This is a genomic window from Hydrogenophaga soli (assembly GCF_054777695.1).
Map to the genome: position 1 here is coordinate 73,532 of NZ_BAAHAK010000008.1, position 25,816 is coordinate 99,347.

Genomic DNA, 25,816 nt, shown 5'->3' on the forward strand with positions numbered 1-25,816 from the left:
GAATCCGCTGTTTATCAGATGCAAGCCTTTCGGAATACTCCGCGGCCAGTCCCCCATTCAAACGCCCACACAGGAGACAACCATGGCCTTGAAACCCCACTCAGACGGGCATGCCCCCATCCCCGGCACCGAACCGTTTGACGACACCTGGGCGCGCAAGGGTTATGCGCTCAACAAGATGTGCTTCTCGTTCAACGACGCCGCCAACCGCGAGGCCTTTGTGGCCGATGAAGAGGCCTACATGAGGAAGTACGGCCTGAGCGACGAGCAGGCCGCCGCCATCCGTGCCCGCAACGTGCTGCAACTGCTGGCGGCAGGGGGAAACGCTTACTACCTGGCCAAGTTCGCCGGCATCTTCAAGCTGGACATGCAGGACATCGGTGCCCAGCAGACTGGCATGACCAAGGACGAATTCAAGGCCAAGCTGGTGGCCGCCAACCAACAACCCGGCCTTTGAGCCATCCCACGGAGACAAGCACATGGCACAACTCATCGGCGGCCTCGGCACCTCGCACATCCCGGCCATTGGCGGCGCCATCCACCGCGGCGACCAGCAAACCCCGTACTGGAAGCCCTTTTTCGACGCCTTCCCGCCCATCCACCGCTGGCTGGGGGAGAAAAAGCCCGACGTGATCGTGATCTTCTACAACGACCACGGCCTCAACTTCTTCCTCGACAAGATGCCCACCTTTGCCGTGGGCGCGGCACCGCAGTACGTCAACAGCGACGAAGGCTGGGGCATCCCCTCGCTGGAGCCGCTGCGCGGCGAGGTGGACCTGTCGTGGCAAATCATCAACCACTTGGTGGACCAGGAGTTCGACGTGGTCACCTGCCAGGAGATGCTGGTGGACCACGCCTGCTCGCTGCCGCTCAAGCTGTTCTATCCCGAAGGCAACTACCCGGTGACGGTGGTGCCTGTGTGCATCAACACCGTGCTGTTCCCGCTGCCCAAGGCCAGCCGCTGCTACGCGCTGGGCAAGGCTGTGGGCGAGGCCATTGCCCAATGGGACAGCGACAAAAAGGTGGCCGTGCTGGCCTCCGGCGGCTTGTCGCACCAGTTGGAGGGCGAACGCGCCGGGTTCATCAACAAGCGCTTTGACTTGCAGTTCTTGCAGAGCCTGGAAACCAACCCCGAGTGGGCCACGCAGTTCAGCATCCACGAAATTGTGGAAAAGGCTGGCACCCAGGGCGTGGAACTGCTGATGTGGCTGGCCATGCGCGGGGCCCTCACGGCAGCGGGCTCGGGCGTGAAGAAGGTCTGCGCCAACTACCACATCCCCATTTCCAACACCGCCACCGCGGTGGCCGCGTTGGAGGTGGCGGACTGAGAGGTCGTGCCTCAGCGAAAACGCTGGGGCAGGTAGGGCGTGGGGTCCACCACCGTGGGTTGGCCGGTCAGCTGTTCGGCCAGCAGCCGCCCCGACACCGGGCCCAGCGTGAAGCCCTGGTGCCCATGCCCGAAGTTGAACCACAGGCCCGCTTGCCCGGGCACCGGGCCAATGGCGGGCAGCATGTCGGCCATGCAGGGGCGGTTGCCCAGCCAGGGGGCGTCGTCCACCGGGCGGCCCAGGTCCAGCAGCTCGCGGGCGCAGGCCTCAGTGCGGGCCAGTTGCACCGGGGTGGGCGGGCTGCCCAGCCGGGCCAGTTCGGCCCCGGTGGTCAGGCGCAGGCCGCGGCGCATGGGGGCCAGCACGTAGCCGCGTTCGGCGTCCAGCAGCGTCAGGTTCAGGCGCTGCGGGGTGTCGTAATGCTGGTGGTAGCCGCGCTTGACGAACAGCGGCACCGGCCAGCCCAGGCGCTGCGCCAGGTCGCCCGACCAGGGGCCCAGCGCCACCACGGCCTGCTCGGCCTCCAGCGGCCCTTGCGGGGTCTGCACCCGCCAGCCACTGCCGTGCTGGTGCAGGGTGGTGGCATCACCTTGCACCAGCAGGCCCCCCCGTTGTTGGAACAGGCGGGCGTAACGCGCCACCAGTTCGCCGGGGTCGCTCACGCTCCAGGGCTCGGTCCAATGGATGGCCCCGACCAGCGGGGCATGCAGCGCTGGTTCGGCGCGCTGAAGGGCGGGGCCATCCAGCACCTGGAAGGGCACCCCAAAACGTTCCCGGTTGGCCGTGGCCTCGCGCACCGCGTCGTCCAGCCCCCGGGCACTGCGGTAGCCAAAGCGAAAACCCTGGCGGCTGACCAGATCGTTGGCCCCGGCGGCCTCCACCCAGGGTTGGTGCTCTGACGTGGCGAGCGCCACCAGGCGGCTGTAGGCCTGGGCAATGACGGCGTGGTGCGCGGGCAGCGAGTGCCACACATAACGCAGCAGCCGCGGCAGCAGCGCGGGCAGGGCGGCGGCATGCCAGTGGATTTCGGGGGCGCGACGCAGTGCCACGCCCCACAGCAGACCCGCGTCGAACGGGAAGGCATAGGGCGCCACCGCCTCCTGCTGGATGATGCCCGCGTTGCCGTGTGAGGTTTCCTGCCCCGGCCCGCGCCGGTCCACCAGGGCCACCTGCACACCCCGCGCTTGCAGGTGCAGGGCGGTGCACACCCCCACCATGCCCGCCCCCAGCACCAGCACCTGCGGGGCGGATGCGACCCCCGGTGGGTTCGGGGTGGCGGAGGGCGGTGCGCCGGGTGTGGTGGGCTGGATCATGGTCACAATTTACAAGCTTTTTTGAACTCCTGCGCTTTTTCTGGTTGGCCTGTTTGCTAGCAATTCAGGACTGTGCAGCTCAGGGCGGTGCGACTCAGGACAGCGTGGGGTAATCGGTGTAACCCACCGCGCCGCCGCCGTAGTAGGTGGCGCGCTGGCCCTCGTTGTAGGGGCCGTTGCGGCGCAGGCGTTCCACCAGGTCGGGGTTGGCAATGAAGGGCCGCCCGAACGACACCAGGTCGGCCCCCGTGGGCAGCGCCGGGTCGGCCACCACGGCGTCGGCCAGCTCGCGGGTGTAGCCGTTGTTCACCATCCAGGCCGCAGCCCCGCCGGCGGCCCGGTAGGCGGCCTTGGCAGCGGCGTAGTCAAAGGGGCGGTCGGGCAGCTCGCGCGGGCCACCGGTGGAGCCCTCGATCACGTGCACAAACGCCAGTTTGTGGGTGGCCAACTGGCGCAGCACATGCTCGAACAGCGGCTGCGGGTCGGCGTCCACGATGTCGTTGGCCGGGGTGACGGGCGACAGGCGGATGCCGGTGCGTTCAGCCCCGATCTCGTCACACACCGCGGCCACCACCTCCAGCAACAGGCGGGCCCGGTGCTCGATGGGGCCGCCGTAGGCATCGGTGCGCTGGTTGGCACCGGTCTTGAGGAACTGGTCCAGCAGGTAGCCGTTGGCGGCGTGGATTTCCACACCGTCAAAACCGGCCTCCAGGGCGGCACGGGCGGCACGGCGGTAGTCGGCCACGATGCCCGGCAACTCGTCCAGCGCCAGGGCGCGGGGCACCGAGGTGGCCTCGAAGCGTGGCACGCCGTGGTCCAACAGCACCGTCTTGGTTTGGGCCGCAATGGCCGACGGGGCCACGGGCGCGCCACCCCCCGGTTGCAGCGAGGTGTGCGACACCCGGCCCACATGCCACAGCTGGGTGACGATCTTGCCGCCTGCCGCATGCACCGCCGCCGTCACGGCCTGCCAGGCCTGGACCTGCTCGGGCGTGTACAGGCCGGGCACGTCGGCATACCCCTGGGCCTGGTGGCTGATGGCCGTGCCCTCCGAAATCAGCAGGCCCGCCGTGGCCCGCTGCGCGTAGTAGGTGGCGGTGATGGTCTGGGGCACCGCGCCGGGCGAGCGGTTGCGGGTCAACGGGGCCATGGCGATGCGGTTGGCCAGCGACCAGGCGCCCACCTGGATGGGGTCGAACAGAGAAGACATGGTGAGGAGCACTCCACAGTGGAACAGTGGCGGGCATTGTGGGCACCCGGGCCGCGCCCGGCAGTCACCTGGGCGCATGCTGGGCGGTGGCATGGGGCTTTGAGGCTGGGGGTGAAACAAAACGAAAAAAACCGCTACAGCCTCGACACCCGCCCTGGGGTGGGGCTGGGCACCATGAAGCCCATGTTCAACACCGTTCCACAAGGAGCCACCCCATGAAACCCTGGATCAAGCGCAGCCTCATCGGCCTGACCTCCATCACCGTCGTCCTGGGCGGGCTCACCGCCTGCGGCACGCACCACGCCCGCGGTTGGAGCGACGAGCGTGTGGCCGAAGTGCGCGGCAAGGTGATCGACAAGATCACCGACAAACTGGACCTGACCGCGCCCCAGAAACAGAAGCTCGGCGTGCTGGCCGACGAGGTGATCGCCTCCCGCAAGGCCCTCAAGGGGGGGACCACCGACACCCGTGCCGACCTCCAGACCCTGATCGCCGGTGACACGTTCGACCGCGCCCAGGCCCAGGCCCTGCTGGACCAGAAGACCCAGGCCGTGCAGGCCAGCGGGCCCAAGGTGCTGGCCGCGTTTGGCGACTTTTACGACAGCCTCACGCAGGCACAGCAAAAACAGTTGCGCGACAAGCTGGGCCAGCGTGGCCACGGCTGGTGGGGCCGGGGCTGAGGGGCGCGTCATGAACCCCCAGCCCACCCGCCCTTTGACACAGGCCGGGCGCACCCACGCCCCGGCGCTGCTGCAAGGCTTGGACGACCCCCATGCCGAGCTGCTGTCCCTGGTGTGGGGCCCCCGGTTCGACCGCGAACATGCCCTGGGCCTGTGGGCCCGGCTGTCCCAGCAGCAGCCCACGCGGGCGGCCCCTCTGCTGCCCGTGCTGCTGTCGGCGGCCGACCATTTCGACGCCCTGGGCGGCCCCGGCCAGCACCGCGTGCGCCGCCTGATCCTGCGCCACCGGGCCCGGTGTCTGGAGGGTGGGCTGTCAGAATCCACGCCATGAACCGCATCCTGCTGATCGACGACGACGAGCAGCTGGGCCCGCCGCTGGCGGCCTACTTCCAGCGCTTCGAGCTGCAACTGGAGCACGCCACCCGGCCCAGCGAGGGGCTGGCGCAGTTGCGCCGCGGTGGGTTCGACGCCGCCATCCTGGACGTGATGCTGCCCGAGATGGACGGCTTCGCCCTGTGCCGCACCATCCGCAAGGACAGCGACATCCCCATCGTCATGCTCACCGCCCGTGGCGACGTGATGGACCGTGTGGTGGGCCTGGAGCTGGGGGCCGACGACTACCTGCCCAAACCCTTCGAGCCGCGTGAACTGGTGGCCCGGGTGCAGACCGTGCTGCGCCGCCGCCAACCGACCAGCGTCAACGGCACGGCGGCCACCGCATCGGTGGGAGACGCGCTGCGCTTTGAGGGCCTGACCGTGGACCCCACCCGCCGCAGCGTCACCCGGCAAGGGGAGACGGTGGAGCTGACGGGCACCGAGTTCGAACTGCTGCTGATGCTGGCGCGGGAGCCCGGCAAGGTGTTCAACCGCGACGACATCCTCAACCAGCTGCGGGGCCACGAGGCCGAGCTGTACACCCGCGCGGTGGACATCGTGGTCAGCCGCCTGCGCCGCAAACTGGAGCCACTGGACTGCATCAAGACGCTTCGCAACGCAGGCTACTCGCTGGCCTTGCGCCCGGTGGGCCCATGACGCGCGACACCGACCCCTACCCCCGGCATTCCCCGGCCCACCAGGCCCACCAGGCCCACCAGGCTCTTTACGCCCGCCATTCGGCATGGCGGCGTGCCCGCCACCGGCTGGCGCACTCCATCAAGCTGCGCATGGTCATCGTGTTCATGCTGCTGGCCGCGGGCATGACCTTCGTGCTGGTCTCGGGAGCGCAAAAAATGTTTTCGGTGGGCTGGCGCGAAGCCGCACGCCCGCTGCTGATGGACTATGTCGACCACCTGGCCGCCGAGATCAGCCCCGATGCCAACGCCCCCCCCAGCATCGCGGCCGCGCAGGCCATCACCCAGCGCCTGCCCATCACCATCGACATCCAAGGGCCGGTGGTCCACTGGCAGTCCCACCCTGGGCAGATCCGGCCCGACTGGCATGCCGACAACCCCAACGGTGCGCAATGGGCCGCTCTGCTGCAGCGGCGCACGGCCGATGGTCACACCGTGTCCTTTGGCTTGAGTGAAGAGGCGTTTCAGCGCCGCCCCCGCATGGTGGGTTATGTGTTGACGGCCCTGCTGTTCCTCACCCTGCTGGCCTGGCTGTATGTGCGCCGCCTGCTCAAGCCGCTGGACGCCATTGGCGAAGGGGCCCGGCGCTTTGGCTCCGGCGACTTCAGCCAGCCCATTCCCCAGCGCTGCCTGCACGGCCCCGACGAACTGGGCGAGCTGGCCGCCACCCTCAACACCATGGGCGACGACATCCGCCAGATGCTGGACGCCAAACGCGCCCTGCTGCTGGCCATCAGCCACGAGCTGCGCAGCCCCCTCACCCGCGCCCGCCTCAACACCGAACTGCTGCCCGAGACCGCCGAGGTGCTGCCCCAGCGCGAGGCCCTGCTGCGCGACCTGCAGGAAATGGCCCACCTCATCGCCGACCTGCTGGAAAGCGAGCGCCTGGCCGGACGCCACGCCGCCTTGCAGCGCGAACGGGTGGCGCTGCCCGCCCTGGCCCGCGAGGTGCTGGCGGACCTGCAATCCCGCCATGCCGGGGCCAGCGCGGTGGCGGTGGTGGCCGACCCCGCCCTGCCGGTGTTGTGGCTGGACGCGACCCGCATGCGCCTGCTGCTGCGCAACCTGGTGGACAACGCGCTGCGCCACAGCAGCCAGGCCAGCCAGCCGCCCGAGGTGCACCTGGCACGGGCCGCAGACGGCACGGCCCCGGGTGTGGCGCTGACCGTGCGCGACCACGGCCCCGGCGTGCCCGAGGACCAGCTGCACCGGCTCACCGAACCCTTCTTCCGCCCCGACACCGCCCGCACCCGCAGCCAGGGCGGCGTGGGGCTGGGGCTTCACCTGTGCAAGCTGGTGGCCCAGGCGCACGGCGGCACGCTGACCGTGCGCAACGCCCAGCCCGGGTTGTCGGTCACGGTGTGGTTGCCGACAGACGGGGCAACTTCAGCGTGAACTCCGCCCCGCCGTCCACGCGGTTGTGGGCGCAGGGGGCGTTGCCGTTCAATCCGCAGGGGCGGTTTTGCTCGTGTCGATTTTGGGGCTCTTGGGGTTGTCAAGCCATTGCCCATTTCGGTAAGCCGGGATGAGCAGGGCGGGGTCGTCTTGCATGCCAAACAGCTTGGTGCTGCTTTTGATTTGGGTGGCGATGTAACCCAGGCCCATGCTTGCGATTTGTGGGGTTCTGATGTCCCAGTTGTCATTGTCAGGGTCTTCCGCCCGGTATATTTTTTTTGCGATCTGGGAGACCATTTCTTTGACTTTGATGGCGCCATCCATTTGGCTTGCCACGTTGTAAAACGTTTTGTTGTATTCCCGCTCGGTGAACTCGTTTCTTACTTTTGAGCTGTAGTTGCCCGGTTTGGTCTCGAAATAGGCGCTGGCCGCTTGGTGGAGGGTGGTGACGGCGTTGACCAATTGGGTGTTTTGGTTGAGGACTGATTCCATCCATGCCTTGTCTTGGTCGGTCAGGTTGTCGCCTGTCACAACCAGTTTTCCGTCTTTCAGGGCGAAATCCCATTCGGAGGCGGGAATATCTGGTCGTGCGGCTGATATTTGTTTGGTTATCAACTCTGTTTGTTTTTTGATTTCCAGAAGTGACTCGCTTGTTTTGACTCGGGGTTGTCCGACGAATTCAATATCATCCTTCAATTGGTCTCGTGGATTGTCGAGATCCATCGAAATGAACTTATAGGCTTCATCCAAATATTGGGTGGTGGACGTGTCGAAGGGGTTGCGTTTGGGAATGGGCAGGTTTTCCGCGGAAAGGGCGGGGGCATTGACCTGACGGGCGGGTGCTCGGTTTTCGGGGGCGGCAACCTGCACCGTTGGGGTGCCCAGCGTGGAATTGAACAGTTTCATGATGGCTCCTTGGGGTGGGGGAGGGATGCCTGGGAGCAGGGTTGAATACCTTGTCGCCCAGGCGGTGTCATATGAGGGAAAGCCGTGGGGCGTGGCATGGCCATGGCGGTGGGCAAAAGCCTGCCGCCCCGGTGTGGGTGAATGTGGTGTGGTTGGCCAATGGCCAGATTCAATGCATTGAACCTTCCTCCCCGCATGAGCCGCATGCCCCTTGAACACGGGTGCTGCGGTCTGATTTATGTGAACAAAAACTAACTGCTGGGCACTCTAACGCATTCAAACAAGGCGTCAAGCCCAGGATGTTTCGGCAGCGTGCTTAAAGGTGCTATCGGCACTTGGCGCTTTAACTTGAAGTGTGGGCCGCTATCGAATTGATATTGCTCAATCGGGGCAACTCCAACGTGAACTCCGCCCCACCGTCCACGCGGTTGTGGGCGCTCAGACGGCCCTGGTGCTGCTCCACGATGCCGTAGCTGATGGACAGGCCCAGCCCCGTGCCCTTGCCCACGGGCTTGGTGGTGAAGAAGGGGTCGAACAGGCGGCCCAGGTGTTCGGGCGCAATGCCCGGCCCGTTGTCGCTGACGTGCACGCGCACGGTGTGGGCGTCGCCCGTCACCACCACCTGCACCTGAGGGTCTGCCGGGCTGCGGGGGGATGCGCCGGGCTGCACGGCGTCCAGCGCGTTTTGCAGCAGGTTCATCAGCACCTGCTGCAGCTGGCCTGCGCTGCCGCGCACCAGCGTCTCGGGCGGCGCCATGCAGTGGATGGGGATGGACTGGCCCGAGCCCTTTTGCACCCAGTGGATGGCCCGTTCCACCACGCCCACCAGGTTGACGGTGGTCTGGGCCTCGCTGTCGCGGGCTGAAAACCGTTTCAGCCCCTGCACGATGTCGGCGGTGCGCTGCGCGCCCTCCAGCGTGCCGTCCAGCAGCGAGGGCAGGTCGGCCAGCAGATGGGCAATGCGCAGTTGCTGGCCCAGCGCCTGTACCTGTTCGGGCGGCTGGCCCTGTTCGTGTGCGGCCAGGTACTGCTGCAGGCGGGTGCAGTACTTGCGCAAGGCGTGCACATTGCCCAGCACGAAGCTGATGGGGTTGTTCAGCTCGTGGGCCACCCCGGCCACCAGTTGGCCTAGCGAGGCCATTTTTTCCGAGTGCACCAGCTGCTGCTGGGTGCGTTTGAGGGCGTCGTGGGCGGTTTGCAGCTCGCGGTAGGCGCGTTTGAGTTCGCCCATGGGCCGCCCCACCCACACCGTGCCCATGCGCCGCCCTTGCGCGCCCACGCGGGGGGTGCAGTTGGCCTCCACCGGCACGGGTTGGCGCTGGGGGTCCAGCAGGTTCAGTTCCACCGCCTCGGCGGCGCGGCCGCTGCCAATGCGGGCCATGGTGTGGCCCACGCGACGGGCGCTGTCCTCGTCGGCCATCAGGCTGTGCAGCGAGCGCCCCCGCAGGGATTTTTCGTCCAGGCCCACCAGCTCGCACAGCGCGGCGTTGGCTTGCTCGATGTGGCCGTCCTCGTCGCACACCACCAGCACGTCGGACATGGACGACAGCACGCTGATGATGAACTGCTGCGACTGCTCCAGCTCGGTGTTCTTTTGCTCCAGCGCCACCTCGTCGTCGATCAGGCGGGAGTACACCTCGTCCATCTTGTGGATCACGTCCAGCCAAGTCGATTCGTCCACCCCGTCCAGTGTGTGCTGCCCACCCAGCAGCGCCGCCCCGGGCGGCACGGGGGTGGGCGCAGGCCCCTCGGTGCCGGGGGGCGGTGGCGGTGGGGCGGAACGCGGGGCCATGGCGGTGGGTTGGGCTCAGTGCACCGTGCAGACCATGCAGGGGTCGAACGAGCGCACCACATGCTGCACGGCCACGGGGTTGCGGTCGCCGTCGGCCACGGGCACGCCTTGCAGGGCCTGCTCCAGGGCGCCCGGGGTGCCCTCGGCGTCGCGCGGTGAGAAGTTCCAGCTGGTGGGCGCCACGATCTGGTAGTTGGCCAGCTTGCCCTGGTGCACCGTGAGCCAGTGGCCCAGCGCCCCCCGGGCGGCTTCGGACAGGCCCGCGCCCTGGCCCTCGTCGGGCAGGGGGGCGGGGTGGCAAAAGGGGTCGTCCGGGCGCAGCTCGGCCAGCCATTGCTCCATCAGCGGCACCACACGGGCCAGCTCCAGCAGGCGGGCCAGCACCCGGGTGTAGACGGTGCCACCGTGGCGGGCCACCGCATCCAGCACCAGCGGGTGGCCGCTGAGCAACTGGCGGGCAATGGCCCCGGTTTCCACCACCTGGCCACCCAGGCGGGGGGCCTTGTTCCAGGTGTAGGCGTCGGGCTTGTCGGGCTGCGGGTCGGTTTGTCCCTGCCAGGGGTGCAGGGCACCGGGGCCGTCGGCCAGCCAGGCGTGGGTGGCGTCTTCGGCAATGGCGCTGGCGTCCAGCGGCTGGGCCTGCCGCGTGGCGGCGTCCCACAGGCCGCGGCCCAGGGCAGGCGTGCCGTCGGCACCGGGGTAGGCCCCAAAGCTGAGGTAGCGGCCCGGCCCAGCCCCCAGGCGGTGCAGGCCGGTGTCGTGCGCCACGGTCAGGAACAGGCGCAAGGCCCCGCCGTGGTGGGCCGGGGCGCTGGCGTGCCAGGCCCACAGGGCGTCTTCGTTGTGCAGGGCGTTGATGGCCTCCAGCGGGGCGGCAAACAGCCGGTCTTCCAGGTAAGCGCGGAACTCGCGCACCCGGGCCAGCAGGCGGATGCGCTCGCCCGCGTCGATGGCGCGAGAGGTGCCCCCGGGCTCCAACGACTGGGTGTGGGGCCACTTGCCGCCCAGCGTGCCCATCAGCGTGAACCAGCGCTGGCGGGCGGCCAGCGCGGCGCGCACCTGTTCGCCCTGCTCGGGTTGCCACTGGCGCAGCACCTCGGCAAACCAGGGGCGTTGCGCGTAGTCGGCCCGGCAGAAGTCGGCCATGAAAAAGACGTGGAAATGCGTCAGGTGGTCGGCCATGTTTTCCACGGCCAGCATGAGGTTGGTGGCCCGCTGCCCGTTGGGGGGCGGCTGCACCCCGGCCAGGTCGGCCAGCGCCCGGGCCGCGGCCACCGACTGCGACACCGAGCAGATGCCGCAGATGCGCGGCACAAACACCAGCGCGTCGTGCGGGTGTTTGCCACGCAGGATCTGCTCGAACCCCCGGTACATGGGCGCATTGACGTGGGCGGTGGCCACCGCGCCGTCGCGCACGTCCAGGTGCACCTCCAGGTCGCCCTCCACGCGGTTGAACGGCCCCATCAGCACGCGGCGGCTGGCGCTGGGCGCAGGCGGCGTGGCGGGGGCTGGTGGTGGGGCGCGTCGGGAGGGCATGCGGAGGCGGTCAGCTCAGGCGGGTTTTGCGGATGGCGGGTTTGACCACCAGGTGGTCGGCCGCGGCATTGACTTTGACGCGTTTGGGCGTGGCGCTCTTGGACAGCGAGGCCAGCGCCACGAACCAGGCCTTGGGCATGTCGGTGGGCAGGCCGATGGGGATGCCGGCCAGCTTGGGCGTCTGGTGAAACGGGTGGCCAGGGCTCTGGAAGCCCGGTTCGGTGCAGGCAATGCAGGCGTAGCCGCCCTGGGTGCACGAGCCGTCGCCGTTCCATGAGCGGATGTTGCAGTCGGCATGCACCTGGGTGCCCTTGCAGCCCATGTGTTCCATCATGCAGCCCAGGTCAGAGGGCTTTTCGGAACTGGCCTTGAACTCGTAGTACTCGTTGCGGTTGCAGCCGTGGTGCACCAGCTGGTCGGCATACGAGCGGGGGCGGTGCAGGGCGTCCAGGTCGTCGGGGCCGAAGGTGTGGGCGGCCAGGGCCATCAGGGTGTCCAGCACCCACTGGGGGTGGGTGGGGCAACCGGCCACGTTGACCACAGGCAGCCCGCCCAGCGCCCGGAAGTGCGGGCCCAGCAGGCCGCCGGGCTGCTCGTCGTCGAACTGCAGGCCGCAGGCGTCGGTGGGGTTGCTGCCCCCGGCGGTGATGCCGCCCCAGGCCGCGCAACTGCCCACCGCCAGCACATGTTTGGCGCGGGGGACCAGGCGTTGCAGCCAGGACATCATGGGCACGCCGGTGCCCGCCAGCACGTGAAAGCGCCCGCTGCCATGCGGGCCGCGCAGCACAGCGCCTTCCACACACAGCACGTCCAGCGCCTGTTCGCCGCGTTCGATGCGGTCCAGCAGCTCCACCAGCTCGTCGCCACAGGCCATGGACAGCGAGGGGTGCCACAGCAGCTCAATGCCCGCGCTGCGCAGGTGGCGGAAGAAGTCGGGCGTGTCGGCGTTGAGCAGCGACATGCTGCAGCCCCCGCAACCGCCCGATTGCAGCCACAGCACGTTGAGCGTGGGGGTGGTGGTTGTCATGTGCCCTCCAGTCCCAGGCGTTGCATCTTGCTGCGCAGGCCCACGCGGGACAGGCCCAGCTCCTTGGCGGCGCGGGTCTTGTTCCAGCGGTGGCGCAGCAGGGTTTCGCGCAGCACCAGGGCTTCGACCACGTCCAGCCGTTCGGCCAGCGTGCCCTGGCCCAGGGCCGGGTTCCAGCCGGGCAGGCTGGGCCCTGTGGGTTTGCCGCCCCCGGCCCCCGCGCCTTGCAGCACCCGCGCCGACAGGGCGTTGGGCATGACGCGGGGCGTGCCGTCGCTGCCTTGGTGCAGCGCGTCGCTCAGCGCCAGGGCGCGGGCGATTTCGTTGCGCAGCTCGCGGATGTTGCCGGGCCAGGCATAGGCCATGAAGCAGGCCAGGGTGTCGTCGGACAGCGCGGCCCCGGGGTGGCCCAGTTCGGTGGCCACCTCCTGCACCAGTTGGCGGGCGATGGGCGGGATGTCGGCCACCCGTTCGCGCAGCGGCGGCATGGTGAGGGTCAGGCCCGCCAGGCGGTAGTACAGGTCTTCGCGGAACAGGCCGTCGGCCACGCGCTGCTCCAGCTGGCGGTGGGTGGCGGCCAGCACCCGCACATTGACGGGCACCGGGCGCGCCGCGCCCACGGGGCGCACCTCGCCCTCTTGCAGCACGCGCAGGAGCTTGACCTGGAAGGCGGGCGAGGTTTCGCCGATCTCGTCCAGGAACACCGTGCCACCGTGGGCGCGCTGGAACAGGCCGGTGTGGTCTTCGTAGGCACCGGTGAAGGCCCCGCGCTTGTGCCCGAACAGCTCGGACTCCAGCAGTGTGTCGGGGATGGCGGCGCAGTTTTCCACCTCGAACGGCCCTTGCTGGCGCGGCGAGGCGTAGTGGATGGCGCGGGCCAGCAGCTCCTTGCCGGTGCCCGATTCGCCCAGGATGAGCACGCTCAGGTCGTAGCGGGCGGCGCGGGCGGCCAGCTCGCACACGGTGTTGAGCGGGCTGTCGGGCGCGCGCACCAGGCGGTCAAAGCCAAAGCGGTGGCGCGCCTGATCCAGCTGCTGGGTGGTGCGCTGGCGCAGCACCGGGGTGCTGGTGCGCAGCTCCAGGTCCAGCCGCTGGGTCTGGCGTTGCAGGGCCTGGGCCTCCACGGCGTTGCGCACGCTCTCCAGCAGGTGCTCGGGCGACCAGGGCTTGAGGATGTACTGGTAGATGCCCGCGTCGTTGATGCCGGCAATGATGTCTTCGCTGTCGGTGTAGCCCGAGATGACGATGCGCACCGTCTCCGGCCAGCGCTGGCGCACCTCTTTCAGGAACTGCACGCCGCTGGTGCCGGGCATGCGCTGGTCGCACAGGATCACGGTCACGCCCAGGCGCTCCATCCGGTCGCGGGCCTCGTCGGCACTGCTGGCGCAGAAGACTTCAAAGTCCTCGTCCAGCGTGCGGCGAATGGCGTCTTGCGAGCGCACCTCGTCGTCCACCACCAGCACGGCGGGCAGACGGAGCGGGGGCAAGGGCATGTTCATCGGATCAGCAAATGCGCGGCAGCTGCTCGCCGCTGAGCCAGTCCACCACGCGCCTGCCGCCAAAGCGGGTGTCCATCTGCACAAAGTGGTGGGGGTCTTCGGTGACCACGCCGATGCGGGCCGCATCGCGCCCCAGCGGGTGGGCGCGCAGCGCGGCCAGCGCGGCCTCGGCGGCCTCGGGGGCGACGATGGCCAGCAGCTTGCCCTCGTTGGCCACGTACAGCGGGTCCAGCCCCAGCAGTTCGCAGGCAGCTTCCACCTGGGGTTTGATGGGGATGGCGGCCTCCTGCAAGCGCATGCCCACACCCGACTGGCGGGCGATTTCGTTGAGCGTGGTGGCCACCCCGCCGCGGGTGGGGTCGCGCAGGGTGCGCACCGCGCCCGGGGCGGCGTCCAGCAGCGCCTGCACCAGCGTGTGCAGGGCGGCGGTGTCGCTGACGATTTGCGTGTCGAAGGACAGCGACTCGCGCTGCGACATCACGGCCACGCCGTGGTCACCCACCGTCCCCGACAGCAGCACCACGTCGCCCACCCGGGCGTGGGCGCCGCTGATGTGCACACCCGGCGGCACCACACCCACGCCGGTGGTGCTGATGAACACCCCGTCGCCCTTGCCGCGCTCCACCACCTTGGTGTCGCCGGTGACCACGGGCACCCCGGCCTCGCGGGCGGCTTGGCCCAGGCTGCGCACCAGGCGTTGCAGGTCGGCCAGGGGGAAGCCTTCTTCCAGGATGAAGGCGGCGCTGAGGTACAGCACCCGGGCCCCCAGCATGGCCACGTCGTTCACGGTGCCGTGCACCGCCAGGCAGCCCAGGTCGCCACCCGGGAACCACAGCGGCGAGACCACATGGGCATCGGTTGCCATCACCAGTTGCCCCCCTGCCAACTCAGGCGGGATGGACAGGCGTGCGCCGTCGTCACCCTGGCGCAGGAAGGGGTTGTCCAGCTCGGGCAGGAACAGCTCTTCGATGAGCTGGGCCGAGGCCTTGCCCCCGGCCCCGTGGCTCATGTCCACCCGGCCGCGTTTGATGTCCAGCGGGCGGGTGTAGGAGGGGCGGGGTGTTTGAGTGCTCATGGTGCAACTCTTTCCTTGTTGCCGGTGGGCGATTTGGGATTTGGGGCTCAGTTCGAGGCCGCTTCCGCGTGCAATTTCAGTCCCAAGGCTGCCATGACCTTGAGGATGGTGTCGAAACCAGGGGCTCGTTCGCCAGACAGGGCCTTGTACAGGCTTTCGCGCGACAGCCCCGCATCGCGAGCGACTTGTGACATGCCTTGGGCGCGGGCGATGTCGCCCAGCGCCTTGGCGATGAAGGCGGCGTCGCCGGGTGCTTCCTCAAAGCAGGCCTCCAGATAGGCGGCCATTTCTTCGGGGGTGCGCAGATGTTCGGCAACGTCGTAGCGGGATGTGGTTGTTTTGGCCATGAGTGACTCCTACAGGTTGCGAGCGAGGCGCAGGGCGGTTTTGATGTCTGCGGCTTGGGATGATTTGTCGCCCCCGGCCAGAAGAACGATGACCTCCTGGCCTCGCTGCGTGAAATAGACGCGATAGCCAGGGCCAACGTCGATGCGCAACTCGGAAACGCCTTCGCCCACGGGTTTGACATCGCCAGGGTTGCCTGCCGCCAGCCGTTCGATCCGAATCATGATGCGGGCGCGCCCCCGGAGATCGCGAAGGGCATCGATCCACGTGGCATACGCATCGGTTTTGCGGATTTGAAACATGGGCAAATCGTAGCCATGTGGCTACATGCGGTCAAACGGATGTCAGGCGGATGCACTCTGTGCGTCTTGATCCCGATGCCGCCCATAGGTGTAGTGCGCGGCGCAGGCCCCCTCGCTGGAGACCATGCACGAGCCCACCGGGTTTTCGGGGGTGCAGACGGTGCCGAAGATGGCGCAGTCCTGCGGGCGTTTGACGCCGCGCAGGATGGCGCCGCACTCGCAGGCCTTGTTGTCGGGCACGGTGCGGTAGCTCAGGCCGAAGCGGTCTTCGGCGTCGAAGCTGCGGTAGCGCTCGCGGATGCGCAGCGCCGACAGCGGCATGGTGCCCAGGCCGCGCCACTCGAAGGCGTCGCGCAGCTCGAACACATCGTCCATCACCTGCTGGGCGTTCAGGTTGCCCTGCGGGGTGACGGCGCGGGTGAACTCGTTTTCCACCTCGGCCCGGCCTTCGTTGACCTGACGCACCAGCATCAGAATGGCCTGCAACACGTCCAGCGGTTCGAAGCCGGCAATCACCACCGGCTTGCGGTACTCGCGGGCAAAACGGGCGTAGGGGTCGGAGCCAATGACCACGCTCACATGCGCCGGGCCCACAAACCCGTCCAGCTCTGCGGTGGAGCCCGCGGGTGCACCGTCGAGGATGGCGCGGATGGCCGGGGGCGTGAGCACGTGGTTGCACATCACGCTGAAGTTGCTCAGGCCCAGCCGCGCCGCGTCGCGGATGACCAGCGCGGTGGGCGGTGTGGTGGTTTCGAAACCGATGGCAAAAAACACCACTTGGCGCTCAGGCTGCGCTTGCGCCAAGGCCAGTGCGTCGGCGGCGGAATACACCATGCGGATGTCGGCCCCACGCGCCTTGGCCTTGGTGAGCGACAGGCTGCCGCTGGCGGGCACGCGCATCGTGTCGCCGTAGGTGCACAGCGTGACGGGGTGGTTCAGCGCCAGGTCAATGGCCATGTCCACGCGCCCGATGGGCAGCACACACACCGGGCAGCCGGGGCCGTGGATCATGCGCAGGTTGGGCGGCAGCAGCTCCAGCACGCCATAGCGGCTGATGGCATGCGTGTGGCCGCCGCAGAACTCCATGAAGCGGTAGGCACGGTCGGGCTGCACCTCGGCGCGGATGCGTTCGGCAATGTGGCGGGCCAGGTCGCCGTTGCGGAACTCGTCGATGTACTTCATGGCGCGGCCCCGTTCTGTTCTGCGCTCTGCTGCTCGCTCAGCTCGGCAAACAGCGCCAGGGTGCGCTCGGCCTCCTCGGGGTCCAGCAGGCCGATGGCATGGCCCACGTGGACGATGACGTAGTCCCCCACCTGGGCCTCGGGCACCAGGGCCAGCGAGATGGTTTTGCGGATGCCGCCCAGGTCCACGGTGGCCTGGTCGCCCTCCAGTCGTTCGACCACACGGGCCGGAATGGCTAAACACATGACAACAACTCCTGGTGGGGTGAATGCACGCGGTGCTGCCACGCCACCCAGGCCTGGCCCAGGGCCAGACCGGCGTCGCCGCAGCCGCGGTGGGTGGGCAAGGCGGTGACCAGCCCGGCGGTGTGCAGGCCGTGCTGCACACGTTCGCGCAGCAGGCGGTTGAAGAAGCAGCCCCCGCTCAACGCCACGCGGTGGGGGGCCGGGCCGGGGCCGCGCCAGTGCTCGCGGGCGTGCAGCACCCCGGCCACCAGCGCATCGGCCAGCGCCCGGTGAAAGGCCGCCGCGGCGCGTCGCACGGCGGCGGTGTCGGTGGCGTCCACGGCGCACAGGGCCTGCACCAGCGGGGCCAGTTCCAGCACGCGGGGTGGGGCCTCGGTGTCTGCGTCGGCAGCGGGCGGGGCGGCTGAGTCGGTCCAGCGGGCGGTGGGCAGGGCTTGCTGGTCAGGCGGTGTGGCCTGCTCTGTGGGCGTAGCCTCGTTGGCCAGCGCGGCGGTGGCGGCGCGTTCCAGCGCCTGGGCGGCCTCGGCCTCGTCGTGCTGCCAGCCGCACAGGCCCAGCGCGGCGGCGGCGGCGTCGAACCAGCGCCCGGCGCTGGTGGTGGGCGGGCAGTTCAGGCCACGGGCCAGCATCTGCGCCACGGTGGCCACCTGGGTGTGGGACAGCTTTGAAGAGAATTTGGCCTCCAGCGCTTGTTCCAAAAGCGCAGGGTGCTCTGAAATATGTAGCGATGCGGCCAACATGCGCCAAGGCTCGCGGGCGGCCTTGTCGCCGCCGGGCAGCGCCAGGGTCTGCAGGTGGCCCAGGCGTTGCCAGCCGGGCGGCGTGCCCGCAGGGGCTCCCGTGGCGGCGCTGTGCACGGCCAGCAGTTCGCCGCCCCAGGCGGTGCCGTCGGTGCCCAGGCCCACGCCGTCCAGCGCCAGGCCCAGCCAGGCTTGGGGGTGCGCCGTGTCGGCAGGGTCTTTGAAGTCCCACTCGGCGGCCACCGCCGCCACATGGGCGTGGTGGTGCTGCACGCCCACGGCGGGCACGCCCAGTTGCTGGGCCAGGCGCACGGCCAGTTGGGTGCTGAAAAAGTCGGGGTGCAGGTCGTGGGCGATGGCGGCCACACCGCCAGGGCCGGCCTGGGCCAGCAGCGCCTGGGCCGAGGCCTCCAGCGCCCGGCAGGCGTCGGGGTCGGACAGGTCGCCGTGCGCGTCCGACCACGTCACCGACGGCTGCGCCCCCCAGCGGGCCAGGCAGGCGGTGTTCTTGAGCCAGGCCCCCAGGGCCAGAACAGGCAGGGTCATGCCGGGTGGGGTCATGCGGTGGATTTCAGGCGGGCCAGTTCGGCCTCCAGCTCGGCCACGCGCTGGCGCAGGGCGGCTTCGGTGGCCGGGGTGTCGTGGCTGTGGTCGTGGGCATGGCCGTGGTGGTGGTGACCGTGGGCCAGGGCGGGCACGCGGTGCTCCAGCCAGTGCAGCCAGTCGTCCATGCCCTGGCCGGTGGTGGCCGACACCTGGATGACCTGGATGGACGGGTTGACCTGCCGCGCCAGCGCGATGCAGCGGTCCACGTCAAAGCGCACATGCGGCAGCAGGTCGATCTTGTTGAGCACCATCAGCGTGGAGGCGGCGAACAGGTCGGGGTACTTCAGCGGTTTGTCCTCGCCCTCGGTGACCGAGAGGATGGCCACCATGGCGGCTTCGCCCAGGTCCCACAGCGCGGGGCACACCAGGTTGCCCACGTTCTCGATGAACAGCAACTGGGGCGACGCCGCATGGGTGTGGCCGTGGTCGTGGTCGTGCCCCTCAGGGCCGTGGCCGTGGTGCAGGCGCTCGAAGGCGGCGGCCACCATGGGCGCGTCGAGGTGGCAGCCCTTGCCGGTGTTGACCTGGATGGCCGGGGCGCCGGTGGCGCGGATGCGGTCGGCGTCGAAGCTGGTCTGCTGGTCGCCTTCGATCACCGCGGTGGCCAGTTGCGGGTGGCGGGCGCGCAGCGCCTCGATGGTGGCGCACAGCAGCGTGGTTTTGCCCGAGCCGGGGCTGCTGACCAGGTTGAGCGCGGTCACGCCGTGCGCGGCAAAGTGCTGGCGGTTGCGGGCGGCCACACGGTCGTTGGCGCCGAGGATGTCGGCCTCGATCTGCACGGTGCGCGTTTGGCTGAGGCCCGGCACCGACACCTTGGCTTCGCCCAGGCCGAAGTGCAGGTCTTGCGCCGACGGGGTGCCCACGCCGGTGCTGACGGCCCCGGCTGGCGCCGTGGCCGGGTTGGGGGTGGCTTCGAGGGTGGGGCCGTGCCCACTGCATCCACACACGACACACATGATGGGTTTCCTTCCAAGGTACTCAAGTGTCACTGACTTGCAGGTCCACCACGCGCAGCTCGGTGCCGCCCGTGGGTTGCAGCTGGTGGCCGCCACACTGGGGGCAGGCCATGCCCCGCTGTGGCAGGGCCACCTGGGTGCCGCAGGGCAGGCACCAGGCCTGTCCGGGCGGCTCGTCGATGTCGATTCTGGCCCCTTCCAGCAGCGTACCGGGGGCCAGGGCTTCCAGCGAAAAACGCAGGGCCTGGATGTCCACGCCCGAGAGCTGCCCCGCCTCCAGCCGCAGCGACAGCACGCGGGTGAACGGGTCGCGGGCGGCGGCCTGCTCCACCAATTGCAGCACGCCTCCGGCCAGGCTGGCTTCATGCATGGGGGGCCTCCGGGGCGGGGTGGTGGTTGTGGGTCATGGTGTCGTCCAGGCGGAAGGGCACACAGGGGTCGAAGGCCGCCATCAGCCGCTGCACCTGGCGGGTGCGCAGGGTGCCGGGTTCGGTGCAGGTGGCGAGGGCGTGGGCCACTTCGCCTTGCGGGTGAAGGTTGCAATCGGTGGGGGCGTGCACCTCGCCATGGTGCACCCGATGCGGCGTGGTGTCTGGCGCGTTGTCGGGTGTTTTGCCAACCACCACACGGTGCACCAGCAGGCCGCGGGCCATCTCCACCCAGGCCAGGGCGGAGGTGGATGCACCATCGTCCGCGGCCTGGGTGCCCCAGCGCAGCCGCCGGGGGCCGGTGGCGGGCGAGCCGTCGTCCAGGCACAGGGCCACCAGGTCGGCCACGCGGGCACCCAGCAAGGCCCATTCGTCCAGCGCACGCACGGGGCCGTCGGCCACGCGGGTCCAGCAGCCGGTGTGGGCGGCGGTGGCCGCGCCTGGGCCGGGTACCGCCAGGGCCTGTTCGGGGCGCAGCGTCCACACCGTGGGGGCGGCGGCGGCGCGGGCCAGCAGGCGGGGCAGCCAGCCGGGGGTGTGCCGGGTCCAGTGGTGCAGCCAGTCGGCGGCGTTGAGCCGCCAGGCGTCCCACCAGGTGCGCGGGGGCATGCCCAGCACATGGGCTTCCAGCCACGCTCGTTGGACTTGCCAGTCGGCGGCGCTGAGGGGGGCGGCGGGGCCTGCCGTGGCGGTGGCGTGGGCCAGCAGCGGGCTGGTGGCCAGTTGGCGCACCAGCCCTTCGGCGGCTTGGGCGTGGGCGGGGTCGAGCAGGCGCGGCCAGTCAATGGCGATGCGGCGCAGGTGCTCGGTGGCGGCCTCGCGCCGCAGGGACTCGGCCAGGGCCACGGGGTCGGGGGCGGGCAAGGCCCCGGCGGCGCTCAGGGCCAGCTGGCTGCACAGGCGGTGCGACTGCCCGCACAGGTTGAACACCGCGGCCAGCAGGCCGGGCACCTCGGTGGCCAGGCGTCCGCGGGTGAGGGGTTGCACCCAGGCGGGGCGCTGCAACTGCACGTTGTGGCCCACGGGCTGGCCCGGGCGCAGCAGCACCTCGCCCGCCGAAAGCGTGCCCAGGCTCATGCCGCGCCCCCGGTGGCCCGGCCACCCAGCAGCCAGCGCCGCCGGGAGGTGTTGACCGGGGCTTGGGCAGTGCCAGTGCCGGGGCGCCTGGCAGGGGCGGGTGCAGGGGCGGGTGCTGCGGGGTGGGCGGAGGCCGCGGGTGACGCCACGGGTGATGCTGCGGGCGCGGGGCGCAGCTGGGCCAGCACCGCTTCGGCGGTGGCCAGGGCCTGGGCGTGGTCGGCAAAGTCGGCCATGGGTGAGAACAGGCTGCAGGTTTCCATCCAGCCGCATCCTTCCACAGCGGCCCCGATGAAGTCAAAACGTTCGGTGCCGAAGGCGTGGGAGCGCCTGGCCCCCGGGGTGGCGCCGGGGGGCGCGGCGGCGTGCAGGCGCACCAGGTTCATGCACCAGGGGGTGATGAGCAGGCCTTCGGCCACCGGCGCGTCGGGGGGGGCACCGTCCACCCAGGTCCAGCCCACGGCCTGCACGCGCAGGTGGGGGTGGACCACGGGCAGACCGCGCATGGGGCCGTCCAGCACGGCCTGGTGGTGGGCGTGCAGGCGGGCCACCCAGTCGGACAGAAGTGGCGCAAGCGGCGCAAGCGGCTCAGGCGGTTCAAGCGGCATCGTCGGGCAGCAGCAGGAATTGCTCGGGGTCGCCGTCGCACTCGGGGCAGCGCCAGTGGGCGGGCAGGTCGGCAAAAGGGGTGCCGGGCGGGATTTGCCACTGCGGGTCGCCCTGCGCGGGGTCGTAGACCCACCAGCAGATTTTGCATTCCAGCCGCGAGCCGGGGCGCAGCGCGTTGCGGTCGCCCAGGTAGCTGCCTTCAAAGCCGCGTGGGGGGGAGGGGTTGGGGTCCATGGCGGGGGTCAGGCGGCTTCGTGCAGCCAGTTCAGCACGTCGGCCAGGCGTTCGTGCGAGTCGCTCAGGTCTTCGGGGGCGGCCAGGGCGGCTTCGGGCACGTCCACCACCTCGACCGAGTTGAGGATGACGGTGTCCATGCCGTTGTAGTACACCACCCGCCAGCCGTGGGGCAGCCGGGTGTTGGTGATGCGGCAGTTGCCGTAGCCGCGCGACAGCACGGTGATGCGGCCCGTGCCCAGCAGGTGGTCGAGGTAGGCGATGTCTTCGGGGGTGACGGGCAGCAGGCTGAGGTTGACCACCTGCGGCACCTGGCCGGGCTGCCAGCGGCGGCTGTGGTCGCGCACCTCGTCCACCAGCAGCGGGGCGTTCTGCACGCCGGGCGGCAGCGCGCCGCGCCAGGGGGCGGGCGGGTCCAGCGCGTCGGCGCGGGCCACGTCGCGCAGCACCTGGGGCACGGCGCCCACTTCCACCCGGTCGTCCAGGCAGGTGCTGCCTTGGGTGGTGACCACGCGCCACACCCCGGCGAACAGCGATTCCTGGATGTGCACTTCCACCCCGTCGGCATCGGGGGCCACGCGGGCGCTGGCTTCCCCTTCGCCCAGCACCTGGTGGATGAGGGCGCGGTCTTCGGCGGCCAGGTGGTTGAGGGGCACGGCCCGGGTGAAGGGGGTGGTGCCGGGCGCGGGGGTCTGTTCCGCCACGGCCTGCAGGGCGTCGAGCACCGCGGCCAGCGCGGCCTGGGCGGCGGGGCGCAGCTTCAGCGCCTCGGGCTCGGGCAGGGCGGGCGGCTGGTAGGTGTCCATGTCCTTGGGCAGGGGCAGGTAGTCCAGGGCTTCGTCGTCGGCAGGCGCGTCGGGGCCGAACGACACCACGGGGATGGGGAAGGCTTTCATGGGGTGGACCTTGGGGGGTGGTTCAGTGGCAGGAGGACGTGGAAGATGCCGAGGACGTGGCATTGCCGTTGACCACCGGGATGCCGACGGTGGGCGGGCGCGAGGGCGGCAGTTGCAGCGCCTCGTCCACGCGCTGCAGGTACACGTCCCAGTCGTGCATGCCGGGCAGGGCGGTGACGTACTGGCCGTCGCGGAAGAACAGCAGCGAGGGCCAGCGTTGCGAGCCGTAGCGGCGGGCCAGCGCGTCTTCGTGTTCGCGGGCCACCACGCCCACCTGCAGGCGACCGGGGAAGGCCTTGAGCAGCTCGGGCAGCACCACGGCCACGTCCTGCCCTTCGGGGAAGCGGACGGGGTCACCGGCCAGCAGCACCACGCGGTCGCCGCCCTGGGCCAGCCAGGGGGTGACGGTGGCTTCGTCCACCCAGGTGGCGGCGGTTTCGCGGGCCAGGCGTTGCACCAGCGGGGGCTGGTCGGCGAGGGTGGCGGGGGTGGTGCTCATGGTGGGTGTGGGTGGGTGTGGGGTTGGTTTTGCGGTGGGTTTTGCGAAGGGAAGAGGGGTCAGGCGTCGCCGCCGGTCAGGGCCTTGAGCTGTTCGGGGCTCCAGCGCGAGGGCAGGTCAAAGCCGGGGTCGGCAGCGGGCAGGTGTTGGGGGTGCTGCGGGTCCAGCCCCACCTGCTCCAGCAGTTGCAGGGCGGCGTCCACCTCGGCGGCGCGTTGGGGGTCCAGGCGCTCGCGGGCGTCGTCCAGGAACACCAGCAGCCAGTCGCCAGGGGCCACGGGGCCCACCAGGGTGGTGCGAACGCGGCGCACCGTGCCCCGGCGTTCACACACGGCGTGGCCGGGCTCGACCTGTTGCACTTGCATGGGCCATCCGATGCACATGGTCAGTGTTCTCCGGCGGTGGGCATGAAGCGCTCGTCGCCGATGCGGCAGGCGGCATCGGGGGCGGGGCGCTCGGCCTCGTAGGGGGTGAGGGCCAGCGGGGCGTCCACCACGCTGTGGTGGGCGGGCAGGGGCTGCTGGCGCAGGGTGGGGGCGGCCCCCCAGGCGGTCAGCTGGGCCACGGCGCGGGCCAGGGCGTCTTCCATCGCGGTCTTGACCACCGGGCGCAGGCTGCCGCCGTAGTCTTCCAGCTCCTCGGGCTGGCAGCCGATCAGCAGCACCTGCTCGGGGTAGTGGCCGGTGAGCTGGGCCAGGGCCAGCACCTCCTGGAAGCCGGTCTGGTGCAGGCTCATTTTCTTGGCACCCATGAAGCGGGGCACTTCGTCGTCGCGCACCTCTTTCAGGGTGCCGGGGGGCAGACCGTAGTCGATGGCGTCGAGGATGAGCAGGCGGTCGGCGTCCTGCACATGGTGGATGAGGTACAGCCCCTGGGTGCCGCCGTCCACCAGCGTGACGTGCGGCGGGCAGTCGTAGCGCTGTTGCAGGGCTTCGAGGCAGCGCACGCCAAAGCCTTCGTCGGCCCACAGCAGGTTGCCGATGCCCAGCACCACGATGCGGGGCGGGGGGGTGTCACCCCTGGGGTGACAGGCGGTTTCGGACGCCATGGGGCGCAGCGGGGTGTCGGGCATGGGGGCCTCAGCGGGGAAGCGGGGAGAAGGAGGGGGCGGCGGACGCGGTGGCCGCAGCGGATGCGCTCGTGGGCTCGGCCAAGCGCAGCCGACGCCAGGCCTGGTGGCTGTCCCAGGCGGCTTGCCGGGTGAGCCAGAACCCGGCGTCGATGCCGAACAGGGCCGCGCAGCGGATGGCGGTGTCCGGCGTCATGGTGCGCTGGCCGTGCACCAGCTCGTGCAGGCGGCGGCGCGACAGGCCCAGCAGGCGGGCGGCCTCGCTCTGGCTCAGGGCCAGCGGCCCCAGGCAGTAGCGCGCCAGCAGGCGGCCCGGGTGCGCGGGGGCACGCACGGGCACGCCAACGGGGCGCTGAAAGGCTGGGCGAAGCGCCATGGAGGCCATCAATCTTTAAACGTCCGGAAGCCCGAGATCATGGTGCTGACGATGCTCTGGCGGCCCATGATGTCTTCGCGGATGGCGGCGTAGATGTGGAACATGACAAAGCAGACCATGGCCCACATGCCCATGCGGTGCCAGGTGTGCACGTCCTGGCTCTGGCCGAACAGGGGGATGACCCAGCCAAACAGCCTGTCTTGCCACGAGCCCATGCCCGCGCCTTCGCTGTACAGCGCAAAGCCGGTGACCACCATGAACAGGCACAGCAGCAGGAAGCCGAAGAACATCATCAACCGGGCCAGGGGGTTGTGCCCCACGTACTGGCTGGGCCGGGGGATGAGGAACAGGTACCACTTGGCCATGATGAGCACCTCGTGCCAGTACGCCTTGCGCAGCAGCGGCAGGGTGAACAGCTCGCGGGCGTGGTGGTTGCCCACCAGCGCCCAGTAGGCGCGGCCCAGCAGGCCCACGGCCAGCACGTAACCGGCGGCAAAGTGGGTGAAGCGGATGTAGCCCATCAGGTAGTGGTCGCTGGCTTCGCCGGGGGTGGAGGGCAGCGGCACGCCGATGAAGTAGCCTGTGAGGGCCAGCACGGTGATGGCGAGGGCGTTGACCCAGTGCCAGACGCGCACCGGCGCTTCGTACACGTACACCGACTTGATGCTGCGGCCATGGGCCACGGCACTGGTGTCGATGCCGGTGACATCGGCAAACTTCTGCTCGGACAGGGGGGTGGACGGTGTGGCCGACATGGTGGGGCCTCCAGTCTCACGCGGCCAGTTGGCCGAACAGGTACAGGCCCGCAGCGCCCAGGCCCGCACCCAGGCCGCCCAGCACCACGCCGCTGCGCTGGGTCAGCCAGCGGCGGATGGCCAGGCCCGCGCCCACGCCGCTGATGTGCAGCGCGGCGGTGGTCAGCAAAAAGCCTGCGGCGTACCCGGCAAACCCGGTGGCAGGGGTTTCGGCCCCGTGGGCCAGGCCGTGCAGCGAGGCGGCGGCGGCCACCAGGCCCAGGCCCAGCGCCGCGGGCAGGCGGCGTTGGGCCACCACCAGCATCAGGCCGAACAGCACCACGCTGAGGGCGATGGCGTGTTCCAGGTGGGGCACGGTCAGCCCGGCGGCGCCCAGGGCGGCGCTGGCCGTCAGCGCGGCCATGAAGGCGGCCGGGCCCCACCAGGCCTTGCCTTGCGGCAGGGCCGACACCGACCACACGCCCACGGCCAGCATGGCCAGCAGGTGGTCGGCCCCGAAGGGGTGGACCAGCCCTTCCATCAGGCTGTGGGTGCCGTGGCCGGTGTGGGCCTGGGCGGAGGTGGCGAGGGCGGCCAGCAAGGCGGTCGCGCCGACACCACGCAGGGTTTGGCGAAGGGTTTTGGATTGCATGTGGGTCTCCTGTGGGGGGCCGAAACGGGGCGTGG

The 25,816-nt window shown here is 69.9% G+C and carries 31 protein-coding genes; 6 read left to right on the plus strand and 25 right to left on the minus strand.

Annotation, left to right across the window (positions count from 1 at the left end):
• The first annotated feature begins 82 nt into the window (after positions 1-82).
• Positions 83-457, plus strand: coding sequence for a protocatechuate 4,5-dioxygenase subunit alpha (locus tag ACYVB7_RS14655; protein ID WP_460509018.1), 375 nt, complete (start codon positions 83-85; stop codon positions 455-457).
• Positions 458-479: 22 nt separating this feature from the next.
• Positions 480-1,328 (plus strand): class III extradiol ring-cleavage dioxygenase family protein, encoded by an 849-nt coding sequence (locus ACYVB7_RS14660; RefSeq protein WP_460509020.1) that lies wholly within the window; start codon positions 480-482, stop codon positions 1,326-1,328.
• A gap of 11 nt (positions 1,329-1,339) precedes the next feature.
• Here the strand turns inward: ACYVB7_RS14660 and ACYVB7_RS14665 are convergent, their stop codons facing one another.
• Positions 1,340-2,641, minus strand: a complete 1,302-nt coding sequence (locus tag ACYVB7_RS14665) for an NAD(P)/FAD-dependent oxidoreductase (RefSeq protein ID WP_460509022.1) — start codon at positions 2,639-2,641, stop codon at positions 1,340-1,342.
• A gap of 94 nt (positions 2,642-2,735) precedes the next feature.
• On the minus strand, positions 2,736-3,851 hold the full coding sequence (locus ACYVB7_RS14670; RefSeq protein ID WP_460509024.1) for an alkene reductase: 1,116 nt from the start codon (positions 3,849-3,851) through the stop codon (positions 2,736-2,738).
• A gap of 215 nt (positions 3,852-4,066) precedes the next feature.
• Between ACYVB7_RS14670 and ACYVB7_RS14675 the strand changes: the two genes are divergently transcribed.
• The 4 genes from ACYVB7_RS14675 to ACYVB7_RS14690 are packed head-to-tail and all read left to right on the plus strand — an operon-like array spanning position 4,067 to position 6,996.
• Positions 4,067-4,531, plus strand: a complete 465-nt coding sequence (locus ACYVB7_RS14675) for a Spy/CpxP family protein refolding chaperone (protein ID WP_460509026.1) — start codon at positions 4,067-4,069, stop codon at positions 4,529-4,531.
• A 10-nt stretch (positions 4,532-4,541) separates the two neighbouring features.
• Positions 4,542-4,862, plus strand: a complete 321-nt coding sequence (locus tag ACYVB7_RS14680; RefSeq protein WP_460509028.1) for a hypothetical protein — start codon at positions 4,542-4,544, stop codon at positions 4,860-4,862.
• Complete coding sequence (locus ACYVB7_RS14685) at positions 4,859-5,563, plus strand: response regulator transcription factor (protein WP_460509030.1); 705 nt, start codon at positions 4,859-4,861, stop codon at positions 5,561-5,563. Before ACYVB7_RS14680 ends, ACYVB7_RS14685 begins: the two co-directional genes overlap by 4 nt.
• Complete coding sequence (locus ACYVB7_RS14690; protein WP_460509032.1) at positions 5,560-6,996, plus strand: sensor histidine kinase; 1,437 nt, start codon at positions 5,560-5,562, stop codon at positions 6,994-6,996. Before ACYVB7_RS14685 ends, ACYVB7_RS14690 begins: the two co-directional genes overlap by 4 nt.
• Before the next feature lie 48 nt (positions 6,997-7,044).
• Here the strand turns inward: ACYVB7_RS14690 and ACYVB7_RS14695 are convergent, their stop codons facing one another.
• The 23 genes from ACYVB7_RS14695 to ACYVB7_RS14805 all read right to left on the minus strand — a co-directional run bounded on the left by ACYVB7_RS14695 (position 7,045) and on the right by ACYVB7_RS14805 (position 25,781).
• Positions 7,045-7,902 (minus strand): hypothetical protein, encoded by an 858-nt coding sequence (locus ACYVB7_RS14695; RefSeq protein ID WP_460509033.1) that lies wholly within the window; start codon positions 7,900-7,902, stop codon positions 7,045-7,047.
• 343 nt (positions 7,903-8,245) lie between these two features.
• Positions 8,246-9,694, minus strand: coding sequence for an ATP-binding protein (locus ACYVB7_RS14700; protein ID WP_460509035.1), 1,449 nt, complete (start codon positions 9,692-9,694; stop codon positions 8,246-8,248).
• A 15-nt stretch (positions 9,695-9,709) separates the two neighbouring features.
• Positions 9,710-11,158: a nickel-dependent hydrogenase large subunit gene (locus ACYVB7_RS14705; RefSeq protein WP_460509316.1), complete on the minus strand. Its 1,449-nt coding sequence runs from the start codon at positions 11,156-11,158 to the stop codon at positions 9,710-9,712.
• An 82-nt stretch (positions 11,159-11,240) separates the two neighbouring features.
• Positions 11,241-12,257 carry a hydrogenase small subunit gene (locus ACYVB7_RS14710; RefSeq protein WP_460509037.1) on the minus strand — a complete coding sequence of 339 codons (1,017 nt, stop codon included), beginning with the start codon at positions 12,255-12,257 and terminating at the stop codon, positions 11,241-11,243.
• A complete protein-coding gene (locus tag ACYVB7_RS14715) occupies positions 12,254-13,750 on the minus strand; it encodes a sigma-54-dependent transcriptional regulator (protein ID WP_460509039.1) in 1,497 nt (498 codons plus the stop codon). The genes ACYVB7_RS14710 and ACYVB7_RS14715 overlap by 4 nt, the downstream gene beginning before the upstream one ends.
• A gap of 10 nt (positions 13,751-13,760) precedes the next feature.
• Positions 13,761-14,831, minus strand: coding sequence for a HypE family hydrogenase expression/formation protein (gene hypE / locus ACYVB7_RS14720; RefSeq protein WP_460509041.1), 1,071 nt, complete (start codon positions 14,829-14,831; stop codon positions 13,761-13,763).
• A 47-nt stretch (positions 14,832-14,878) separates the two neighbouring features.
• Complete coding sequence (locus ACYVB7_RS14725; protein WP_460509043.1) at positions 14,879-15,178, minus strand: helix-turn-helix domain-containing transcriptional regulator; 300 nt, start codon at positions 15,176-15,178, stop codon at positions 14,879-14,881.
• 9 nt (positions 15,179-15,187) lie between these two features.
• Complete coding sequence (locus ACYVB7_RS14730; protein WP_460509045.1) at positions 15,188-15,478, minus strand: type II toxin-antitoxin system RelE/ParE family toxin; 291 nt, start codon at positions 15,476-15,478, stop codon at positions 15,188-15,190.
• A gap of 42 nt (positions 15,479-15,520) precedes the next feature.
• On the minus strand, positions 15,521-16,660 hold the full coding sequence (gene hypD, locus ACYVB7_RS14735) for a HypD family hydrogenase formation protein (protein WP_460509047.1): 1,140 nt from the start codon (positions 16,658-16,660) through the stop codon (positions 15,521-15,523).
• Positions 16,657-16,905 carry a HypC/HybG/HupF family hydrogenase formation chaperone gene (locus ACYVB7_RS14740; protein ID WP_460509049.1) on the minus strand — a complete coding sequence of 83 codons (249 nt, stop codon included), beginning with the start codon at positions 16,903-16,905 and terminating at the stop codon, positions 16,657-16,659. Before ACYVB7_RS14740 ends, hypD begins: the two co-directional genes overlap by 4 nt.
• Entirely contained in the window at positions 16,896-18,206 is a 1,311-nt protein-coding gene (locus ACYVB7_RS14745) for a carbamoyltransferase HypF (protein ID WP_460509051.1), read from the minus strand. Before ACYVB7_RS14745 ends, ACYVB7_RS14740 begins: the two co-directional genes overlap by 10 nt.
• The gene (gene hypB / locus ACYVB7_RS14750; protein ID WP_460509053.1) at positions 18,203-19,207 is read right to left on the minus strand and encodes a P-loop NTPase family protein; all 1,005 of its coding nucleotides are present in this window, start codon (positions 19,205-19,207) and stop codon (positions 18,203-18,205) included. The genes ACYVB7_RS14745 and hypB overlap by 4 nt, the downstream gene beginning before the upstream one ends.
• A gap of 22 nt (positions 19,208-19,229) precedes the next feature.
• Positions 19,230-19,577 carry a hydrogenase maturation nickel metallochaperone HypA/HybF gene (locus tag ACYVB7_RS14755; RefSeq protein WP_460509055.1) on the minus strand — a complete coding sequence of 116 codons (348 nt, stop codon included), beginning with the start codon at positions 19,575-19,577 and terminating at the stop codon, positions 19,230-19,232.
• Positions 19,570-20,712: a hypothetical protein gene (locus tag ACYVB7_RS14760; protein ID WP_460509057.1), complete on the minus strand. Its 1,143-nt coding sequence runs from the start codon at positions 20,710-20,712 to the stop codon at positions 19,570-19,572. The genes ACYVB7_RS14755 and ACYVB7_RS14760 overlap by 8 nt, the downstream gene beginning before the upstream one ends.
• Positions 20,709-21,320 carry a [NiFe]-hydrogenase assembly chaperone HybE gene (gene hybE, locus ACYVB7_RS14765; RefSeq protein WP_460509059.1) on the minus strand — a complete coding sequence of 204 codons (612 nt, stop codon included), beginning with the start codon at positions 21,318-21,320 and terminating at the stop codon, positions 20,709-20,711. Before hybE ends, ACYVB7_RS14760 begins: the two co-directional genes overlap by 4 nt.
• Complete coding sequence (locus ACYVB7_RS14770) at positions 21,310-21,555, minus strand: rubredoxin (protein WP_460509061.1); 246 nt, start codon at positions 21,553-21,555, stop codon at positions 21,310-21,312. The genes hybE and ACYVB7_RS14770 overlap by 11 nt, the downstream gene beginning before the upstream one ends.
• A gap of 8 nt (positions 21,556-21,563) precedes the next feature.
• Positions 21,564-22,451: a hydrogenase expression/formation protein gene (locus ACYVB7_RS14775; RefSeq protein WP_460509063.1), complete on the minus strand. Its 888-nt coding sequence runs from the start codon at positions 22,449-22,451 to the stop codon at positions 21,564-21,566.
• A 22-nt stretch (positions 22,452-22,473) separates the two neighbouring features.
• Positions 22,474-22,950 carry a thioredoxin domain-containing protein gene (locus ACYVB7_RS14780; protein WP_460509065.1) on the minus strand — a complete coding sequence of 159 codons (477 nt, stop codon included), beginning with the start codon at positions 22,948-22,950 and terminating at the stop codon, positions 22,474-22,476.
• 59 nt (positions 22,951-23,009) lie between these two features.
• Entirely contained in the window at positions 23,010-23,333 is a 324-nt protein-coding gene (locus tag ACYVB7_RS14785; protein WP_460509067.1) for a HypC/HybG/HupF family hydrogenase formation chaperone, read from the minus strand.
• Between the two features lie 2 nt (positions 23,334-23,335).
• The gene (locus tag ACYVB7_RS14790; RefSeq protein ID WP_460509318.1) at positions 23,336-23,998 is read right to left on the minus strand and encodes a HyaD/HybD family hydrogenase maturation endopeptidase; all 663 of its coding nucleotides are present in this window, start codon (positions 23,996-23,998) and stop codon (positions 23,336-23,338) included.
• Between the two features lie 31 nt (positions 23,999-24,029).
• Positions 24,030-24,395: a HigA family addiction module antitoxin gene (locus tag ACYVB7_RS14795; protein WP_460509069.1), complete on the minus strand. Its 366-nt coding sequence runs from the start codon at positions 24,393-24,395 to the stop codon at positions 24,030-24,032.
• Positions 24,396-24,403: 8 nt separating this feature from the next.
• A complete protein-coding gene (gene cybH, locus ACYVB7_RS14800; protein ID WP_460509071.1) occupies positions 24,404-25,150 on the minus strand; it encodes a Ni/Fe-hydrogenase, b-type cytochrome subunit in 747 nt (248 codons plus the stop codon).
• Positions 25,151-25,166: 16 nt separating this feature from the next.
• Entirely contained in the window at positions 25,167-25,781 is a 615-nt protein-coding gene (locus tag ACYVB7_RS14805) for a HupE/UreJ family protein (RefSeq protein ID WP_460509073.1), read from the minus strand.
• Between the last annotated feature and the right edge of the window lie 35 nt (positions 25,782-25,816).

Coding starts and splice junctions, on each gene's coding strand:
- ACYVB7_RS14655 (WP_460509018.1), top strand. CDS start 83: ATGGCCTTGAAACCCCACTCAGACGGGCATGCCCCCATCCCCGGCACC.
- ACYVB7_RS14660 (WP_460509020.1), top strand. CDS start 480: ATGGCACAACTCATCGGCGGCCTCGGCACCTCGCACATCCCGGCCATT.
- ACYVB7_RS14665 (WP_460509022.1), bottom strand. CDS start 2,641: ATGATCCAGCCCACCACACCCGGCGCACCGCCCTCCGCCACCCCGAAC.
- ACYVB7_RS14670 (WP_460509024.1), bottom strand. CDS start 3,851: ATGTCTTCTCTGTTCGACCCCATCCAGGTGGGCGCCTGGTCGCTGGCC.
- ACYVB7_RS14675 (WP_460509026.1), top strand. CDS start 4,067: ATGAAACCCTGGATCAAGCGCAGCCTCATCGGCCTGACCTCCATCACC.
- ACYVB7_RS14680 (WP_460509028.1), top strand. CDS start 4,542: ATGAACCCCCAGCCCACCCGCCCTTTGACACAGGCCGGGCGCACCCAC.
- ACYVB7_RS14685 (WP_460509030.1), top strand. CDS start 4,859: ATGAACCGCATCCTGCTGATCGACGACGACGAGCAGCTGGGCCCGCCG.
- ACYVB7_RS14690 (WP_460509032.1), top strand. CDS start 5,560: ATGACGCGCGACACCGACCCCTACCCCCGGCATTCCCCGGCCCACCAG.
- ACYVB7_RS14695 (WP_460509033.1), bottom strand. CDS start 7,902: ATGAAACTGTTCAATTCCACGCTGGGCACCCCAACGGTGCAGGTTGCC.
- ACYVB7_RS14700 (WP_460509035.1), bottom strand. CDS start 9,694: ATGGCCCCGCGTTCCGCCCCACCGCCACCGCCCCCCGGCACCGAGGGG.
- ACYVB7_RS14705 (WP_460509316.1), bottom strand. CDS start 11,158: ATGGGGCCGTTCAACCGCGTGGAGGGCGACCTGGAGGTGCACCTGGAC.
- ACYVB7_RS14710 (WP_460509037.1), bottom strand. CDS start 12,257: ATGACAACCACCACCCCCACGCTCAACGTGCTGTGGCTGCAATCGGGC.
- ACYVB7_RS14715 (WP_460509039.1), bottom strand. CDS start 13,750: ATGCCCTTGCCCCCGCTCCGTCTGCCCGCCGTGCTGGTGGTGGACGAC.
- hypE (WP_460509041.1), bottom strand. CDS start 14,831: ATGAGCACTCAAACACCCCGCCCCTCCTACACCCGCCCGCTGGACATC.
- ACYVB7_RS14725 (WP_460509043.1), bottom strand. CDS start 15,178: ATGGCCAAAACAACCACATCCCGCTACGACGTTGCCGAACATCTGCGC.
- ACYVB7_RS14730 (WP_460509045.1), bottom strand. CDS start 15,478: ATGTTTCAAATCCGCAAAACCGATGCGTATGCCACGTGGATCGATGCC.
- hypD (WP_460509047.1), bottom strand. CDS start 16,660: ATGAAGTACATCGACGAGTTCCGCAACGGCGACCTGGCCCGCCACATT.
- ACYVB7_RS14740 (WP_460509049.1), bottom strand. CDS start 16,905: ATGTGTTTAGCCATTCCGGCCCGTGTGGTCGAACGACTGGAGGGCGAC.
- ACYVB7_RS14745 (WP_460509051.1), bottom strand. CDS start 18,206: ATGACCCCACCCGGCATGACCCTGCCTGTTCTGGCCCTGGGGGCCTGG.
- hypB (WP_460509053.1), bottom strand. CDS start 19,207: ATGTGTGTCGTGTGTGGATGCAGTGGGCACGGCCCCACCCTCGAAGCC.
- ACYVB7_RS14755 (WP_460509055.1), bottom strand. CDS start 19,577: ATGCATGAAGCCAGCCTGGCCGGAGGCGTGCTGCAATTGGTGGAGCAG.
- ACYVB7_RS14760 (WP_460509057.1), bottom strand. CDS start 20,712: ATGAGCCTGGGCACGCTTTCGGCGGGCGAGGTGCTGCTGCGCCCGGGC.
- hybE (WP_460509059.1), bottom strand. CDS start 21,320: ATGCCGCTTGAACCGCCTGAGCCGCTTGCGCCGCTTGCGCCACTTCTG.
- ACYVB7_RS14770 (WP_460509061.1), bottom strand. CDS start 21,555: ATGGACCCCAACCCCTCCCCCCCACGCGGCTTTGAAGGCAGCTACCTG.
- ACYVB7_RS14775 (WP_460509063.1), bottom strand. CDS start 22,451: ATGAAAGCCTTCCCCATCCCCGTGGTGTCGTTCGGCCCCGACGCGCCT.
- ACYVB7_RS14780 (WP_460509065.1), bottom strand. CDS start 22,950: ATGAGCACCACCCCCGCCACCCTCGCCGACCAGCCCCCGCTGGTGCAA.
- ACYVB7_RS14785 (WP_460509067.1), bottom strand. CDS start 23,333: ATGTGCATCGGATGGCCCATGCAAGTGCAACAGGTCGAGCCCGGCCAC.
- ACYVB7_RS14790 (WP_460509318.1), bottom strand. CDS start 23,998: ATGGCGTCCGAAACCGCCTGTCACCCCAGGGGTGACACCCCCCCGCCC.
- ACYVB7_RS14795 (WP_460509069.1), bottom strand. CDS start 24,395: ATGGCGCTTCGCCCAGCCTTTCAGCGCCCCGTTGGCGTGCCCGTGCGT.
- cybH (WP_460509071.1), bottom strand. CDS start 25,150: ATGTCGGCCACACCGTCCACCCCCCTGTCCGAGCAGAAGTTTGCCGAT.
- ACYVB7_RS14805 (WP_460509073.1), bottom strand. CDS start 25,781: ATGCAATCCAAAACCCTTCGCCAAACCCTGCGTGGTGTCGGCGCGACC.